This is a genomic window from Bacteroidota bacterium, from assembly GCA_016706865.1.
Classification (GTDB): domain Bacteria; phylum Bacteroidota; class Bacteroidia; order Chitinophagales; family BACL12; genus UBA7236.
Map to the genome: position 1 here is coordinate 952,704 of JADJIS010000003.1, position 19,845 is coordinate 972,548.

A 19,845-nucleotide genomic window follows, 5' to 3' on the forward strand; every position below is an offset into this window, starting at 1 on the left:
ACGAGGTAATTGAGCGGATAAAGGTGGATCAAATAAATAATTCGGAGGCACTGTTATTAGCCGCGAGTGCGAATGCAAAAAAATCTTCCCTCACCATGCTTTATATTGGTTCCGCTGCTTTGTTTTTCGGTGTCATTTTTATGGGAGTTATTTTAATGGATATTAAAAGGAGTAACCGCTATAAATTGCAGTTGATAGAGGCCAGAAACAAAGCAGAATATCTCGCAAAAGCAAAGGAGGAGTTTCTGGCAAATATGAGTCACGAAATACGAACACCTTTGAATGCAATAATAGGATTTTCTGAACAATTGGAAAATACCACCTTGAAATCATCTCAACGAAAATATTTAAAGGCAGTTTCCAATGCTGGATCTCATTTATTGAACACGGTAAATGATATTCTCGATCTATCGAAAATTGAAGCCGGTAAACTTGCCATCGACGAACATCCCTTTTTAATGAAAGATGTAATAGAAGAAATTGCATCCATACTTGAAATTAAAGCAGAGGAAAAAGGATTACAGTTAAATACTTTCATTTATGATAATTGCGATGAACTGATAGTTGGGGATCCTTTCAGAGTTAAACAAATTCTTTATAATATCACAGGAAACGCGATCAAATTTACCGAAAAGGGATTTGTTGAATTAAAATGTGAAGGAATTAAAGGCAAAAATTCAATTGATTACAGGATTACTATCACTGATTCCGGTATAGGGATTCCTGCTGATAAAATCAATGGCATTTTCGAATCCTTTGAACAGGCGGAAAAATCTACTTCAAGAAAATATGGCGGTACAGGATTAGGATTGTCGATCTCCAAAAGAATTACGGAATTATTAAATGGAAAAATAACCGTTACCAGTGAGGTTGGGAAAGGGTCAGCTTTTACAATTGCATTGCCAATGCGTATAGCATCTACTAAAGAAAAAGAAATTAACAATAAGGATGCCGGAAAAAAATCAGACCTGCATGGGCTTGAAATTTTGATCGTTGATGATGAACCATTTAATTTAATGTTGGCGGAAATTATTTTAATAAAACATGGTGCTCATATCTCAGTAGCAAATAATGGAAAAGTTGCATTGGAAAAAATTGAGATGCAAAGTTTTGATATTATTTGCCGACCTGCATATGCCTGAGGTAGATGGTTATATGCTTGCAAATAAAATTCGTGAACAATATTTACAAGTGCCACTTATTGCATTAACTGCAAATGTTATGCAAAACGACCTGGAGAAGATCCGACAAAGCGGTTTTAACGATATCTTATTGAAACCCTATAAAGAGAAAGAGCTTCTGAATATGATAGGGAAATACGCCCCTGTTGTGATAGGTGAAAATAAAGATGAAAAGGATTCGTCTGAAAAATCTGAACAAACGGAGATTTATGATCTGGATGAAATAAAAAAATTCGCTGATAATGACACCTCAATTTTAATTTCTATAATTGAATCGTTCATCCACAATAATTCACTAAATTTATTCACCTTAAAAGATGCAGTAACAAAAAAAGACTTTCATACAATTCGGAATACTGCACATAAAATGCTTCCATCCTATAATCATTTTCACGTTTATGAAATTATTCCTGAATTAAAACAATTGGAGATCATTCAGGATAAGTCCGAAATCGATATCTGGAATCTATACACCAAAGTAGAATCCGTGAGTAAAGAATTATATGTAAAACTCGATCAGGAATGCAGCAGACTTAAAGTAGATGTTTATTGAATTTAATTTTTATATAACCACACTTAGTTTTCATCAGTCCCCGTAAGTATTTTATATAATTTCATTTTATTATATAAAGTTTTGCGGTCGATCTTAAGAATTGTTGCAGCCTTGCTTTTATTATAATTTACTTTAATTAAAGTATTAATAATCATTTCTTTTTCTGTTTTTTCAGCAAGTGATTTCAGATCGCCTGGTTGCTGTTCTATAGGTTGATGATTTAAGTTATTAACAGAAGTATCTTCTCGTTTTTCAAAAACTATTTCGTGTGGTAAAGTTTCTTTTTTTACCAACGAGCCGGAAGTAAGCAGCACTGCACGGCGAACTACATTGCGTAATTCCCGAAGATTACCCGGCCAGGAATATTTTTTAAAGATCGCTTTTACTTCATCATCAAAATCATCCACTTCTTTATTTAATTCCTGATTTGCAAGATTTAAAAAATGTTCGGCAAAAAGTCCAACATCTTCTCCCCTGTCGCGCAAAGAAGGAACTACCATCGTAAATTCATTCAACCTGTGATAAAGGTCTTCTCTGAAGGCTCCTTTTTTTACACTTTCCTGCAGATCTTCGTTTGTTGCTACAATAATTCTTACATCAATCTCCACATCCTGGTTACTGCCGATCTTTCGTATTTTTCTTTCCTGGATCGCACGCAATAATTGCACTTGAATTTCATAGGATAAATTCCCGATCTCATCAAGAAATAAAGTTCCTCCTTCAGCAAATACAAATTGTCCGGTTTTGTCAACTATTGCTCCTGTAAACGACCCTTTTATATGTCCGAATAATTCACTTGCAGCTAATTCTCTGCTCAAAGCACCACAGTCAATAGATACAAAAGGCTTATGCATCCTTTTGCTCTTTTGATGTATCATTTTTGCAACATATTCTTTTCCCGTTCCACTTTCACCGTGTATGATAACCGATAAATTGGTAGGTGCAACAACATCAATATACGACATTATTCTTTTTGCGGTATCGCTTTCACCTTCCACATATTCAAACATGTTTTTTGTGGAATTCTTTTTCGAAGTCGGATTTTTATTCTCTGAATTCTGTAATGGAGGAATTATAGCAACCGTTTCCTTTTCTCTTTTTAATGCATTATTGATGGTCAATAATATTTCATCTGGATTTACAGGTTTTGTAACATATTCATAGGCGCCGTTCTGCATGGCTTTAACAGCGATCCGAATATCAGCATAAGATGTCATAATAATTACAGGCATTCCGGGTTTTATTTCCCGTATCTCCTTTAATAATTCCAACCCATCTGTATCGGGTAAACGGAAATCGCTGAGTATAACATCAAAATTCTCTTTTTTTACCTGCAAAATTGCCTCAGCTCCTGAAAAGGCAGTGGCAGTAGCAAATTCTTTTTTGCTTAAAAAACTTTTCAGCATCAGGCAAAAAGTCGGGTCATCATCAATTATCAATACCGAAGGGCGCATATTTACATCTGTTTTTAAATGGACGCTCAAATATAATCAGATAAATTCAAACAAATTTCTCCAATTTACCAACTAAAAAAATTGATAAATTATTTTTAAATTTGAGAAGTGGCACACTAAATTTACACATTCTAATATTTTCATACTTAATCAGCGACTTATGATTCGAACTTTACAAACCCTCCTGAAAGGTGCAACGCTTCTTTTGGGATTATTTCTTTTATCCAATAATGTAAGTGCTCAATACTGCACGCCCGACTACACAGTCGGAACTGGTGATGGAGATTATATTGACGGTGTGGAGTTGGGGGATATTTCAAATTTCACCGGTGCGGGTGAAGATTTGAACGATTATACCGACCTTTCTACTCTACTCAATCCCGGTTTAGCCTATGACCTGATTTTGTATAACACACCTTCCTGGACAGAAACCTATAATGCATGGATCGACTGGAATCAGGATGAAGTGTTTACAGATGATGAAAAGTTAGCCGCTTCTGATCTTGTACTTGACCCGGGAATTACAGGTACTATAAATTTTACAGTACCCTTTACTGCATTGCCCGGTACAACTCGCATGAGGGTTATGTGCGTTTACTTTCCCGGCGAACCTATTGATCCTTGTTCTGTTGGCTATTACACCTATGGCGAAGCTGAGGATTATTCTATTAATATACCTGCAGCAGGACCTTATGATCTTGGAGTTACTTCCATTATTGGTCTGTCAAGTGGTTGCGATCTCGGTATTACCCCATTAACAGTTACTATCACAAATCTTGGTACAGAACCTTCCGGTGATTTTGATATTGCTTATCAGGTAACGGATCCTGTTCTTGGTTTATTGCCTGTTGTTACTGAAGCATATACGGGAGCCGTTATTCCTTCCCTTACTTCTATAGAATATACTTTTGCTACAAGTATTGATCTCTCCAATATTGGTGATTATTTTATAACAGCATATACTATTTATGCACCGGATATTGAACCCCTTGATGATGCTAGTGACAAGTCACTTACTTCAATTCCTACCATAGTAACTTTTCCTTATTATCAGGATTTTGAAGATGGTTCGGCAGGTTGGGTTTCGGGTGGAACAGAAAGTTCGTGGGAACTCGGCGAACCTGCTGGATTTGCCATAGTAGGACCTCCCCCTCCAACACCCGGAAGTTTAAATTCATGGACTACCTCACTTACGGACTATTATAATCTTAATGAAAAATCGTATGTGGTTTCTCCATGTCTCGATTTTTCAACCCTTTTGTTGCCATTTATTGAATTCGACCTTAATTATGATATTCAATTATATGATGATGGTGCTAAAATGCAATATTCAATCGACGGCGGTGCTACATGGTCAGATCTTGGAGGAATAGGAACCGGCGAAAACTGGTATAACCACGACGCATGTTATGCAATGTATCCAACATTTTATATCGATGATTACAATGGATGGTCGGGAAATAGTGCCGGTTGGTTACACGCCTATCATGATCTTACTTTCCTTGCAGGAGAATCTTCTGTTAAGTTGAGATTCGTTTTTGCATCCAGCAACTACTGGAATTTTAACGACGGATTTGCCTTTGATAATGTTTGGATCGGCGATCCTTATCCTAATGATGTAGGTGTTACCGATGTTGTTGACCCTACTTCAGGTCCCTCACTTACCGATATTGAAACCGTTTCCGTTGAGGTGACCAATTTTGGAACCATTACACAAACCGGTTTTCCAGTTTCCTATCGTGTGGATGCAGGTCCAATTTATACAGAAACCTTTACAGGTACTTTAGCTGCAGGTGAATCTGGAATTCATACTTTTTCTAGCACCGCTGACTTAAGTGTTGATGGAGATTACATATTTAAAGCCTGGACCTCTCTGGCACCGGATGAAGATCTATTAAATGATACACTAATTGAAACTATCAGCAACCTTGAACCACTTACCGGAACTGCAGCCTATTATATTTATAGCAATGTTACCGGTTTTGAACCTTGGTACGTAGTTTCAAACGATGCCCATATGGACGATGTTTTTGGCGTTGGCGAATGGACCACAGATTTTTATGAAACTGTTGACCCTGCTGTATTATTTGGCACAGGAACTTGTTTCATTTATTTGGAAGGATCTGATAGCCATGCCGATGAAATGGAATTATTTCTGAATGCAAATATGACTGCTATGCAGAACTGGGTTGCATCGGGCGGGCATTTATTAATAAATGCTGCTCCAAATGAGGGAGATGGAATGAACTTAGGTTTTGATGATGTTCACCTCGATTATTCGTGGTTCACAGGCAATGTGGAAGCCTCTGACCCGGGTCATCCGGTTTGGGCTGGTCCTTTTACACCAACTGCAACTTCCATGACAGGTGGATCATATGGACACGCAACAGTTTCAGGTGACGATTTAACGCCTATTCTTTACGATTCATTTAATCCTGATAAAATTGTACTTGCAGAAAAATATTGGGGAGCCGGAATTGTAATTTTCGGAGGAATGACCATGACAGACTTCCATGGCCCATTCACCGAAGCTCAGAATTTTAGAAAAAATCTCATATCCTATCTTGCAATTTGTACAATATCTGATCATGATGTTGGAGTACAATCTATTTTATCTCCACAAACAGCTTGCGGACTTACTGCTATTGAACCTGTTATCATTAAAGTTAGAAATTATGGTTTCCTTCCTCAAACAGATGTTCAGGTTTCCTATGAGTTAGATGGAGGCGGTGTAGTTACAGAAACCGTTCCGGGTACCCTTGAAGTAGGAGCATCTATAGATTACACTTTTTCAGCTACCGTAAACCTTGCAGGTATAACTGATTATGATCTGGTTTCATGGACAGAATTACCTTTAGATACCATTTATAGTAATGATACATCTAATGTTAATATCGTTAATATACCGGTAATTTCAACATTCCCTTATTTCCAAACCTGGGAATCAGGTGGAGAATCAGGATGGGTTGCCTCCGGTGCTGCTTCCACTTGGGAACTTGGATATCCTGATGGTCCCGTTATTAATACTCCACCTGTGGCAACACCAGGAAGCCAGTACTCATGGGCCACTAGTTTATTAGCAAATTATAACGATGGCGAAACAAGTTATTTAGAATCGCCTTGTTTCGATATGACCTCATTATTAATACCATATGTTGAAGTTGACCTTTGGTGGGTGACTGAAGAATTCTGGGATGGTTTACAATTGGAATATTCCACCGATGGAGGTGCTTCCTGGACACTCCTAGGAGATATTGGAACCGGTGACAACTGGTATACTAATTATGGAATTGCATTAGGTGAAGAGAATGGTTGGGTTGGGAATGGTCCTGGTTGGGTTACAGCTCATCACGATGTATCATTCCTTGCTGGTGAAACCGATGTGAAATTCCGTTTCTTCTTTGCAGCTGATGGTATATATAATTTTGATGGTATTGGTCTTGATAACTTCCGACTTCAAGATCCATTCCCGAATGATATTGGTGTTACAGATCTGGTTACACCGGTTTCTGGTGTTGATCTCACTTCTACCGAGGTGGTGTCAGTTAACGTAACAAATTTCGGACTTCTTTCACAAACACTTTTCCCAGTTTCCTATCAGGTTGACGCGGGTTTAGTTGTTACTGAAACTTTCACCGGCACACTTGATATTGGTGAAACAGAAGTATTTACTTTCGCTACCACAGCTGATCTTAGTGCTCCTGGAATTTATACCATTTGTGCATGGACTTCCCTTGCTACAGATGAGGATATCACTAATGATGAACTTCCTGGTTGTCAACCGGTGGTTAATTTTGAACCGGTGTCAGGAACAGGTGCTTACTATATTTATAGTGAATTTGTTGGTTTCGAACCAGGTTATCTGAATTCAAATTCCACAGCTATGGATGAAGTTTTCGGAGATGATGCATGGTTCCTTAATTATTATGAATCTATGGATATTTACTCCGTTTTCAGCGAGGTGAATTGTTTCATATTCTTAGAAGCCAGCGAAAATCACTGGAGCGAATTTGAGTCTTTCTTTAATGAAAATTCAGATTTAATAGAAGGATGGGTAGCATCAGGTGGTAATTTATTTATCAATGCATCTCCGTGGGAAGGTGATGGTGGTTCAGTTGGATTTGGAGGAGTTACTGTTGATTATCCTTGGTATACTTATAATACAATGGCAACAGATCCTGCACACCCTATCCTCAACGGACCTTTCATTCCTGTTACGGCTGATCTTTATGGATTTTATGTCGGTTATGCTAAAACAACAGGTTTAGGCATAACTCCAATTATAAATGACCTGTATTGTGCTGATTGTTATTTATTATCGGAAAAAACCTGGGGTGATGGTCGTGTTATATTCGGAAACATGAGCGTGCCTGAATATTATACTCCTGCTGCGGAAGCTCAAAACCTTCGTCAGAATATTATCGATTATTTGAAATTGTGTACTCCGGTTGATATTGGTGTTTCCGAATTAGTAACTCCAATAGGAGGATGCGGAATGACAGCGAACGAGGAAGTAACAATTGTGATCACCAATTATGGTCCAACCACAGTAACAAACACTCCGGTAAAATTCCAACTTGACGCTGACCCGATTGTTGTGGAAACAGCTCCTGGTCCAATACCGGTTGGAGGAACGTATACATATACTTTTGATGCAACAGCCGATATGTCTGTTGCCGGACCGCATACTCTTGTTGCCTGGACAGATTTTAGTGGAGATGAAGATGAAACAAACGACCTTTTATCTACAGATTTAGAATCATTTGCAACTCCATCAATCGAATTTGGACCAAACATGACCGTGTGTGATGAAGTTATACTTGATGCCTTAAATGTTGGAAGCACCTACTTATGGAGTACAGGTGAAACAACTCAAACAATTTCTGTTACTGTAACAGGAGTTTATTCCGTTACCATTACTAATCCAACTTCGGGTTGTTCCGTTACTGATGAAATTAGTGTAACTGTAAACTACACACCAATTGCTGACTTTAGTTCAGTAACAACAGGTTTAACGGTAGTATTTACCAACCTTTCAACCGATGGAGCTGCATATAACTGGAGTTTTGGAGATGGAGGAACATCAACTACTGCCAATCCTTCACATACATATGCAGTAGAAGGTGCTTATACAGTAACTCTTACAGTAACAAATGGTTGTGGTTCAGACTTTTATAGTTTCGTGATCGAGGTTGGAGATGCAATTAATGACATCACTTTAGCGGATGCAATTAGTGTATATCCTAACCCAACATCCGACAATACTACTGTAACTATCAACATGACAGAAGCAGAAGATCTGACACTGGAATTGGTGAATACTTTAGGTCAAACCGTATGGTCTGCTCATCCGGGTCCCATAACTACAGCAACATTTGAAATAAATATGACTCCTTTTGCAAGTGGTGTTTATCAATTAAATATTTCAAGTGAAAATGCAACAACAACTAAACAAATAATTCTTAGTAAATAATTTAGTCAGGGTTAAAATAATTTCACTCTTTAATTTAAAAGAGGCCTCCTGGAGGCCTCTTTTTTTTTATTTATATAAATAAAATACTGCAAATAAAATTGTACTGTAAATTTTAATCTTCGCTAAAGACTGCTACCCAGCTAATTTATAGGCGACAATTTAATTATTGAATATTGTTTTTGTTTACACGTAATTATTAAAATTATAATCCACCCTGAATCGGTTTATTTATTTTAATTCAAGACAGAATTTAATTCAGATTAAATTATCATACGAACAAAATATTTTTTAATCACTAATTTTTATTTCAACTAATTTATTTTAATACCGTAATTTAAAATTTAATTTTCCAATTATTAAAATACATTTAATTAATAGAATAATTGTAAATAAAATTTGATTTCCGTTTTATTGCAAGATTTTACAAACACACCTAAATTCACAATAATCCACAGGCCTGTTAAGATTGACCATTTTTTAACACAAATATTTTATAAAAAACAAAAAGTATGTATTACTTTAGGCACTTAATTGCGATTTAATCATTCAATTTTAAGGCATTATGATAAAACACCTACCAACACTTCTCAAACGTGTATTAATTTTATTGGCATTTATTTCTACACGAAGCGTTTTCGCCGGAGGCGATAACAATTATTACATTTACTCAAATGCCTATGGCGGAGCTGAGCCCTGGTATACAACTACAAATACGGAAGCTATGAACGGAGTTTTCGGAGTTGGTGGTTGGTTTCAGGATTTCTTTGAGACCTGCGATCCGGAATTCATCTTTTCTTCCAACACAAACTTTGTGTTCCTGGAAGGTTCTGATGGTTTCGCGGATGAACTGGAATCATTCCTTTCTGTGAACTCTGATCTTATTGAGACCTGGGTTAACGGTGGAGGAAGACTTCTACTTAATTCAGCACCAAATGAAGGCGACGGAATGTCATTCTATTTTGGTGATGTGAACCTTACTTATTGGGGTGGGTCAAGTGATGTAACGGCAACTGATGCGATGCATCCTATATTTAACGGCCCTTACACACCTACTGGTCTCGATTGGACAGGTTCTTCCTTTTCACATGCAAGTGTGTCAGGTACAGATATTACCCCGTTAATCGTTGACTCCTTCACTCCTACAACAGTAGCTCTTTCAGAAGGAAGATACGGTGCAGATGGTATTGTTTGTTTTGGCGGCATGACAACTTCCAATTTTCATTATCCGAGTTTTGAAGCTACTAACCTTTTGTGGAACATTATCTATTATCTGGCTTATTACGAAATTCCAGATCATGATATGGCTTCTATGACCTTGGTTAACCCTTCCAATGGATGTGGAATGGGCGTTGAAGATGTGATTGCAAATTTTAAAAACTACGGAACTAATGATGAAACAAGTGTTTCTGTAAGTTATCAATTAGGTGTAGGTCCTGTAATTACTGATATTATTGCAGGTCCGATTTTAGCAGGTTCTACTTATACGCATACTTTCTCTGTGCCTGCTGATGTAGCGGCTCTTGGAACTTACGACTTTCATGTTTGGGTTTCACTGCCTACTGATGAAGATCCGGCTAATGACGATCTCAACGTAACAGTTGAAAATATTCCGGTGATTACTTCCTTCCCATATTTTGAAGATTATGAGGATGGTGCAGCAGGATGGACTCTTGGTGGAGCATTAAGCACTTGGGAACTCGGCGATCCTGCTGGTTTTGCAATTGTTGGACCACCTCCAGCAACTCCGGGAAGCTTGAATTCATGGACTACTAGTTTAACAGGATATTATAACGACAACGAAAAATCATATGTTATTTCTCCTTGTCTCGATTTCACAACTTTGGTTTTTCCTTACCTTGAAATGGATATCAACTGGGATACACAAACATATTCTGATGGTGCCAAAGTTCAATATTCAACCGATGCCGGTTACACCTGGAGTGATCTGGGCAATGTGGGCACGGGTACAAATTGGTACAATACCTTAAATGTATACGGTATGTGGCCTGATTTCTACCTAACAGATTATAGAGGTTGGGATGGAAATAGTGGTGGCTGGAAACATGCTTACCATGATCTTTCTTTCCTTGCAGGTCAACCTTCAGTAAAGATCAGAATAGTTTATGGTGCCGATTCTTATTGGAACTACTACGACGGATTTGCTTTCGATAATTTTAAAGTTTCAGACCTTTTCCCTAACGATGTGGGCGTAACATCTATATATGAACCAAACTCTGGTCCTGGAAAAACTGCAACAGAACCTATATCTGTTGTGATTAAAAATTTTGGAACTCTTTCTCAAACCGGTTTTGATGTTTCATATCAAATGGACGGTGGTTCAGTTGTAACTGAAACCTTTACTGGAACTGTTGATCCGGGTTTAACTGCTATTCATTATTTTTCTTCAACAGAAGACTTAAGTCTGATTGGAGATTATGAATTTACAGCATGGACCGACCTTGGTACCGACGAAGATCTGTATAATGATACTATAACCGAAACGGTGAGTAGTTTACTTCCGATATCCGGTACAAGTGCATATTATATATATATAGTAATACCACAGGTGGTGAACCTTGGTATACTATAACCAATACTACAGCAATGAATGACGTTTTTGGAGTTGGTGAATGGACCCTCGACTATTATGAAACCTTGGATCCTGCAGTTGTATTTGGTTTAGGAACATGTTTTGTATTTATGGAAGGTTCCGATGGACATGCAATTGAACTCGAAAATTTCTTAACTACTAATATTGGTCTTATCGAAGATTGGGTAGCTTCCGGTGGTCATTTACTACTAAATGCTGCTCCAAACGAAGGTGATGGAATGTCATTTGGTTTTGATGGCACCACTTTAAATTATCCTTGGTATTCAGGAAACGTTGATGCATCACTTCCTGTACATCCGGTATTTTCAGGTCCTTTCACACCTACTTCAACAGCTATGTCGGGAGGATCTTACGGACACGCAAGTGTAGCTGCTGTTGATGCTACTAATATATTATATGATATTTTTTCTCCGGACAGAATAATATGTTCTGAAAAATCATGGGGAGCAGGTACAGTAATTTTTGGTGGTATGACTTCAGTAGACTTCCATTCTCCATTAACGGAGGCGGCTAATTTCCGCAAAAATTTAATTGCTTACCTGGCAACTTGTACTTTATCTGATCATGACATGGGTGTTCAGTCAGCATTGTCGCCTGTTTCTTCATGCGGTTTGTCGGGTGATGAGGATGTAACCATAAAAGTTAAAAACTATGGTTTCCTTCCACAAACAGATGTTCAGGTAAGTTACCAGATAAATCTAGGTCCAATTGTTACAGAAACTGTTCCAGGTACTATAGATGTTGGTGCGTCAGTTGACTTCACCTTCGCAGCCGGAGCAAATATGGCAGCGATTGGAACATATAATATCGTTACATGGACAGAATTGCCTTTGGATACTATTTATTCAAATGATACTACTTATTATACTGTAGATAATGTTCCAAATATTACCTCTTTCCCTTACTATCAGGATTTTGAATCCGGTAGCGGTGGATGGTTAGAAGGTGGTAGTAATTCAACCTGGGAATTAGGTAGTCCTGCAGGATTTGCAATTACAGGTGCTCCACCTGCAACTCCTGGAAGTTTATTCTCATGGACAACAGATCTCGATAGTTACTATAACAACAATGAAAAATCGTATATTCTTTCACCATGTATGGACTTTACACCCCTTGTGTTACCATATATAGAATTTGATGTGAACTGGGATATTCAGGCGTATTCTGATGGTTCAAAAGTTCAATATACTTTGGATGAAGGTGCAAGCTGGAACGATTTAGGTACAGTTGGTGAAGGTGTAAACTGGTATAACAGCTACAACTGTTATGGTATGTGGCCAACATTCTATATAAGCGATTATCGTGGATGGGATGGCAGCAGTTCTGGTTGGAAACACGCTCATTTTGATATGAGTTTCCTAGCAGGACAACCTTCTGTTCGTTTTAGATTTGTATTTGCTTCAGATACATATTATAACTTTAACGATGGTATTGCCTTCGATAACGTTAAGATTCAGGATCCTTTTGCTAATGATATTGGAGTGGTTGATGTAATTACACCAAGTTCAGCGGTAGATCTTACCGGTGCTGAAATTGTGAGCGTTTTACTTCAGAACTTCGGAACATTAGAACAAAGTGGATTTAATGTTGCTTATCAGGTTGGTGTAGCTGGAACTGTTCATACTGAATTCTTCCCTGGTGTTTTACCTGTGGGTGGAACTGCAATTATGACTTTCGTTGCTACCGAAGATTTTGCAGCTGATGGTCCTTATGCGTTCAAATCATGGACTGAACTTGTTACGGATGCAGATCTTACAAATGATACACTTAATTCAACAATCATCAATTTGTTACCTGTTACAGGGTCTGATGCATATTACATTTATTCAAATGTTTATGGCGGTTCTGAACCTTGGTATGTAACTTCTAATTCAGAAGCTATGGATGCCGTGTTTGGTGACGATGGATGGTTCCTCGAATATGTGGAAACTCTTGATGTATTTGAAGTATTTGATGAGAATACATGTTTTGTTTACCTTGAAGGTTCTGATGCACAGGCAAATGAACTGGAAACCTTCCTTGGCACCAATGGTGATTTTGTAGAAAACTGGGTTGCTTCAGGTGGAAATCTATTGTTGAATTCCGCTCCGAACGAAGGTGATGGTATGGACTTCGGATTTGATGGTGTTGATCTGTATTATGGCTGGTATTCCGGCAGTGTAACGGCATTTGATGCTGCTCATCCGATATTTAACGGACCTTTCACTCCTATCACTACTGATTATACCGGTGGTAGCTTCGGACATGCTTCCGTATCTGGTGGATCAATTGAACCTATCATTATCGATAGTTTCGATCCTTCAAGATATATACTTGCTGATAAAGGCTGGGGAGATGGACATGTAATATTCGGTGGTATGACTCCACCTTACTTCCATTCACCAAGCCCGGATGCTCAAAACTTGTTGCAAAACATTTATGATTATATAAAACTTTGCGCACCGGTTGACTTAGGTGTAATTGAATTACTTTCACCGGTAGGTGGTTGCGGAATGGGATTGGAAGAGATCAGTATCACTATTGAGAACTTTGGTCCTTCCACAGTTTCTACATTCCCTGTTAAATATCAGGTGGGCGTGGGTCCTATTGAATCAGCGTTTGCTACTGTAACTATCACTCCGGGCGGAACAGGAACCTACACATTTGATGTAGACTACGACTTTACTGCACCTGGCGACTATGATATTTGTGTTTGGACAGATATCAGCGGTGATGAAGACGAAACGAATGATATGTTGTGTGTTACTTTAACATCTTTAGCAACACCATCAATTGAACTCGGACCAAACATGACCGTTTGCGATGAAGTTATACTTGATGCCGGTAACGTAGGAAGTACTTATGTTTGGAGCACTGGTGAAACAACACAAACAATTGCTGTTACAGTAACAGGTATTTATAGTGTTACCATCACAAATCCAACCACAGGTTGTTCAATAACAGATAACGTTTCAGTTACCGTTAACTACACACCTGTAGCAAACTTCATAGCTACTGCAACAGGATTAACAGTGGTATTTACCAACACTTCAACAGACGGAGCTTCTTACAATTGGAGCTTTGGTGATGGTGGAACTTCAACAACTGCTAATCCTTCACATACTTATGCAGTTGAAGGTGCTTACACTGTAACACTCACAGTAACTAATGGTTGTGGAACTGACTTCTATAGTTTTGTTCTTGAACTTGGTGATGATGTTAAGGATATAACTTTAGCTGATGCAGTTACTGTTCATCCTAACCCAACCAGTGATGTTGCAAATGTTTCGATAGAATTTGCAGAGTCAAAAGAAATAACATTGGAATTGTTAAATAATCTCGGACAAATTGTTTGGAGTAATTCTCCTGCAACTGTTGTTTCGGCTACTTATACAATTGATATGTCAACTTTTGCAGCAGGTGTTTACCAGTTGAATATTATTAGCGGAAGTGATAGCGCTTCCAAGCCAATAGTATTAACAAAATAAACACATATAAAATTTATAAAAAGGAGCTTCAGTTTTGGAGCTCCTTTTTTTTACTTATTACTTGAACTCTAAGAAGAAGAAATTAAAAAACATTATTGCTTTAATAATTATTAAAACGCATTGATATTGAAGAGTAAAATTTAATATTATTTATAATTCAGAATAGAATCAATATTGATCATTTGTTTGAATTAACTACCGAACATATTGGACATTTTAGCACATCATGACCCCTGGCCGGACAGTACTTCCTTCCAAAATAAATAATTTGTAAATGCAGTAAGTTCCAGGTGTCTTCAGGAAAAAGACGTTTGAGATCCTTTTCAGTTTGTGCAACCGATTTGCCATTACTCAATCTCCATCGCTGAGCCAATCTATGAATATGTGTATCAACCGGAAAAGCAGGAACTCCATAGGCTTGCGACATCACAACACTGGCTGTTTTGTGACCTACACCGGGTAGTTCTTCCAATTCTTCAAAAGTATCAGGCACTTTGCCATTGTGTTTTTCTACAATAATTTCCGACAACTTTTGCAATGCCTTGGATTTTGCCGGCGACAATCCACATGGTTTTATGATCTCCTTTATTTCATCAACACCCAATTTAGCCATCTTGTATGGGTCATCTGCCTTTTTAAACAGAAGCGGAGTAACCTGGTTAACCCTTTCATCTGTGCATTGTGCAGATAAAACGACAGATACCAATAAAGTGTACGCATCTTTATGCACCAGTGGAATATCAGGATGCGGAAACAATTCGTTTAATTTGTTCTGAATAAAAACAACTTTCTCTTTTTTAGTCATTGGAGCATCAAATATCTGTATAGTAAACTAAAATATAACTGTAAGTATGTTACAAAATGGGCAATTTTGTATTTTTTTTCATCAATTCATAAATTTAACTTTACGTCACATACATTTCTCAATACTATTATGAAGCGCATACTACTCATATCGGCACTGCTGCTGACTATTTATATCCAGTCAGCCAAAGCTGAGATCATCTGGGCTAGTAAGGTGATTTCCTACTCAACCCAACTGGATCTTACTTCCTACAGCGCAAAACAGGTGTTAGGACCTCCGTCACGATTGCCAAGTTTCGGTGATTGCGGTTGCGCATGGTCACCTTCTATGTCGGAAAATTATTTTGAGGAGTACATCAGAGTAGGTTTCGAAAAAAGGATGCGCGTATCACAAATTGTGATAAATGAAAACTTTAACGCAGGTTCAATTAAGGCGATTTATCTCTTCGATCAATATAATATTGCGCACTTGGTTTATGAAAGGAATGCTACTGACAGTAAATGGGTTCTTGGTCGTATTTTCTCCCTAAACATTGCTACTACTGATTTTGCGACCAATGATCTCAAATTGGTTTTAGACACAGAAAGTATTGATGGATACAACCAAATTGATGCAATTGGCATTGCTGAAGCTGCCAGTACCGTGCCTACAGGAACAATTACTACTACCGATAAAATAGTATTTAAAGGCAAATCACAAAACATGGGTGAAGTGATAAATTCCTATGGAAGTGAAATTGCTCCTTTGGTTACTCCTGATGGCAAAACAATGTACTTCACAAGAAAGAATCATGTTGAAAATAAAGGTTCTATAATGAACGACGATATTTGGGTAAGTAACTTTGATGGCACTTCATGGTCAACCGCTTTTAACATCGACGGCCCTCTGAATAATGAAGCGAATAACTATGTGGTCGGCCTATCAGAAAACGGAACTATGCTCACTCTGGCTAATACCTATGAATTTAGTGGTGAATCAAGAATGGGTATTGCCCAAACATGGAAAAATAATTACGGAAGCTGGGTATTTCCTAAAAATCTGATAACCCCGGGTATCATAACGCATAACTTCTTCGCTGAATATTTTATGAATTCCGACAGAGATGTCATGTTATTATCGCTTGAACGTGCTGATGGCTTTGGTTTGAAGGATATTTATGTAAGTTTTAGTGATAATCAGATAGAATGGACAGATCCTGTAAATATTGGACAACATATTAACACGGCATCTAATGAAATGGCGCCGTTTTTGGCTCCGGATGGAAGAACATTGTTTTTCTCCTCCAACGGCTTACCCGGATACGGCGATCAGGATGTTTACGTTTCCGTAAGATTGGATGAAACCTGGAAGAACTGGACCACCCCTGAAAATTTGGGTTCATTCGTTAATACTAAAGGATTTGAAGCCTATTTTTCATTTCCCGACACTGCCGATTACGCCTATTTCTCATCAACAGGCAGCGATATGTTAAATGCTGATATTTTAAGAATACCACTCAAAGAAGTGGTTGAAGCAGAGGATTCGCTTATGGCTGATTTAGTAATTGACAATGTTACCATTACTGATGAGGAAATTATACTTTTTGAGGAGGAAATAATCGTTCCGGAGAAGGAAGAACTTAACGTAAATCTAAGCAATGAAATTTTATTGTTTGGAACTGTATATGACATAACTACTAATATTCCAATTAATGCCGATCTAACCTTTATTTTAACTGATTATGAAAAAGAAGCAGTTGTATTATCAACTCTTAACAATAATTACAGATTGAAGGTAACCGATAGCGTCAATTATAAAGTTACAGTCATCAGAGAGGGTTATTTGCCATTGGAAACAACTATCAATATTGAAGATTTCAGAACTCAAAAAGTTAAACGTGTTGATTTCAGGATCACTCCACTTCGAAAGGGCGAGAAGATCATCTTGGATAACGTGTATTTTGATGCAAATAAATCGGTGATCAAGTTCGAATCCTATGAGGAAATGAACAGATTATACGATTTCCTCAAGGCAAACCCTGGAAGTAAAATTGAAATTGGCGGACATACCAATGGTCTTTGTACTGAAACATATTGTGAAAAACTCAGTCTCAATAGAGCTAATGCAGTGCGCGAATATCTTATATCCAAAGGCATTGATGGAAACAGAATCACTACTTTTGGTTATGGTTCCAAAGAACCGATCGACACCAATGATACTCCGGAAGGTAGAAAAAGAAATCAAAGAGTAGAGATCACTTTCAAATAAAATCGCTACATTAGGACGATGAAGGGATTTTGGGTGTTGCTTGTAGTTACTTTTATTGCTTTTAATGCAGGATTTGCACAGGAAATAGTATGGGCCGATTCTGTGATCTCCTTCTCTTCTCAAAAAAGTGAAAAGGCGTTTTCTGCTGATCAGGCACTTGGCCGTCCAAGTAAATTTCCAAATCCCGGCCATACAACCTGTGCCTGGTCACCCGAATATTCAGACCTGAGAAGCTATGAATTTATTGAGGTCTCCTTCCCTTTAGCAATGGTAGCAAAACAAATAGCTGTTATTGAAAATAGCAATTCCGGGCATATACAAAGTATTTATACTTACGATGAAAAGCACAAGGAACAATTAGTTTATAAAAAATCCGGAGAAGTTACTATTGGTGGAGGAAGATTATTTGTACTTGCCCTCAAAGATAATAATGCACTGATAAAAGGTGTAAAATTGTTGATGGATAAACCGGAAACCTTAAATACTTATCAGATAGATGCAATTGGAATTACAACTGCAACCACCGGTTTAAAAATTGAACTTCATGAATTAAAAGACAGTCTGAACTATAAAGCCGAATCGTTAGGACCCGCAATTAATTCAGGTTTTGATGAAGTTTACCCGATAATTGCACCTGATGGTAAAACATTATACTTCGACAGGAAACTACACCCCGAAAATATTGGAGATAAAAAAAATGACGATATCTGGGTTTCTGTAAATAATGGTGGTGTATGGGCTCCAGCTGTCAATATTGGCCCTCCACTCAATAATGTCAACCATAATTTTTTATGTTCTATTTCTCCTGACGGAAATACTGCGCTTGTTGGCAGCGATTATGCAAATCCTTTAGCCGAGGATCCAGGTGTTTCTTTGACTTTTAAAACAAAAGCAGGTTGGTCAACACCTGTGGGAATCAAAGTAAATGGGTTTAAAAATCTTAATCAATATAATGAGTTCACCCTTGCAGCCGATGGTACAACTTTGATAATGTCATCAGAAACCAATGATGGATATGGTTTGCTTGATCTTTATGTGAGTTTTCTCCTACCAAATGGCAGTTTTTCTAAACCAGTTAATTTAGGAAATGACCTTAATACAGCAGGTAATGAAATGACACCATTCCTCGCTGCCGATGGAAAAACATTGTTTTTTTCATCAACTGGTTTTCCCGGTTATGGATTTCAGGATATTTACATGAGTCGTCGACTAGATAACAGTTGGACAAATTGGAGCCAACCTCTTAATTTAGGCAAAAATGTAAACACCCCTGAGTGGGAAGCGTATTATACCATGGATGCGCAGGGGGAGTATGCGTATTTTTCCACAGGGAATACCGGTGGTTCAAATCTGGATATATTCAGAATAAAGCTTCCGCCAACAGCTAAACCCGATAATATTTTATGGTTGAAGGGAATAGTGAGCGACAGAATTACCGGGTCTACAATTGCAGCAAAGATCTTATATACCGGAATGAGCGACAGCACCGCGAGAGGTAGCTCAAACACCTCCGCAACCGATGGATATGCAGTTATTTTGCCTCAATCAGACAGCTACCATATTACTATCAGCGCCGATGGATATTATTTAGCTGACACTTCACTTGTTATAACTGCTCTTTCAGATTTTAGTGAGATAATTCAAAATTTTACTCTCATCCCCAAACAAGCCGGCATTATCATTGAAATGCGCAATATTTTGTTTGGAATCAACAGCACTGTGCTTGAGGATACTTCCTTTGTTGAATTGAACAAGGTTGTAAGGTTCTTAAACCAAAATCCCGGAGTAGAAATTGAAATCAGAGGTCATACAAATAGTTTATGTGATGACAATTATTGCCTGACCCTATCTTCAAAAAGGGCCAAATCGGTTATGGATTACTTTATTTCGAAGGGAATTTCAGCAGATAGATTAACATATAAAGGTTTGGGTAAATCTATGCCAATTGCTGACAATAAAACACCAGCAGGAAGACAAATAAACCAAAGGGTGGAGTTTATGATAACAAAAACGGAATAGAGGTGAAATATTAAGAAATTCACCATTTACTTATC

General features: G+C 37.8%; 9 protein-coding genes. 7 read left to right on the forward strand and 2 right to left on the reverse strand.

Annotated elements, in window-relative coordinates; genetic code table 11:
- The first annotated feature begins 23 nt into the window (after positions 1-23).
- Positions 24-1,142, forward strand: coding sequence for a hypothetical protein (locus IPI31_13495; protein MBK7568830.1), 1,119 nt, complete (start codon positions 24-26; stop codon positions 1,140-1,142).
- Complete coding sequence (locus IPI31_13500; GenBank protein MBK7568831.1) at positions 1,111-1,734, forward strand: response regulator; 624 nt, start codon at positions 1,111-1,113, stop codon at positions 1,732-1,734. The genes IPI31_13495 and IPI31_13500 overlap by 32 nt, the downstream gene beginning before the upstream one ends.
- 23 nt (positions 1,735-1,757) lie before the next feature.
- Here the strand turns inward: IPI31_13500 and IPI31_13505 are convergent, their stop codons facing one another.
- Positions 1,758-3,188 carry a sigma-54-dependent Fis family transcriptional regulator gene (locus IPI31_13505; protein ID MBK7568832.1) on the reverse strand — a complete coding sequence of 477 codons (1,431 nt, stop codon included), beginning with the start codon at positions 3,186-3,188 and terminating at the stop codon, positions 1,758-1,760.
- A 160-nt stretch (positions 3,189-3,348) separates the two neighbouring features.
- On the opposite strand from IPI31_13505, the gene IPI31_13510 reads away from it, so the two are divergent.
- The 3 genes from IPI31_13510 to IPI31_13520 all read left to right on the forward strand — a co-directional run bounded on the left by IPI31_13510 (position 3,349) and on the right by IPI31_13520 (position 14,739).
- The gene (locus IPI31_13510; GenBank protein MBK7568833.1) at positions 3,349-8,661 is read left to right on the forward strand and encodes a T9SS type A sorting domain-containing protein; all 5,313 of its coding nucleotides are present in this window, start codon (positions 3,349-3,351) and stop codon (positions 8,659-8,661) included.
- Between the two features lie 562 nt (positions 8,662-9,223).
- The gene (locus IPI31_13515) at positions 9,224-11,251 is read left to right on the forward strand and encodes a hypothetical protein (protein MBK7568834.1); all 2,028 of its coding nucleotides are present in this window, start codon (positions 9,224-9,226) and stop codon (positions 11,249-11,251) included.
- A 14-nt stretch (positions 11,252-11,265) separates the two neighbouring features.
- Positions 11,266-14,739, forward strand: coding sequence for a PKD domain-containing protein (locus tag IPI31_13520; protein ID MBK7568835.1), 3,474 nt, complete (start codon positions 11,266-11,268; stop codon positions 14,737-14,739).
- A 178-nt stretch (positions 14,740-14,917) separates the two neighbouring features.
- On the opposite strand, the gene nth is transcribed toward IPI31_13520, so the two are convergent.
- A complete protein-coding gene (gene nth / locus IPI31_13525) occupies positions 14,918-15,544 on the reverse strand; it encodes an endonuclease III (protein ID MBK7568836.1) in 627 nt (208 codons plus the stop codon).
- A gap of 129 nt (positions 15,545-15,673) precedes the next feature.
- On the opposite strand from nth, the gene IPI31_13530 reads away from it, so the two are divergent.
- Both IPI31_13530 and IPI31_13535 read left to right on the forward strand, forming a co-directional pair.
- On the forward strand, positions 15,674-17,791 hold the full coding sequence (locus IPI31_13530) for an OmpA family protein (GenBank protein ID MBK7568837.1): 2,118 nt from the start codon (positions 15,674-15,676) through the stop codon (positions 17,789-17,791).
- Between the two features lie 18 nt (positions 17,792-17,809).
- The gene (locus IPI31_13535) at positions 17,810-19,810 is read left to right on the forward strand and encodes a PD40 domain-containing protein (protein ID MBK7568838.1); all 2,001 of its coding nucleotides are present in this window, start codon (positions 17,810-17,812) and stop codon (positions 19,808-19,810) included.
- Positions 19,811-19,845 lie beyond the last annotated feature (35 nt).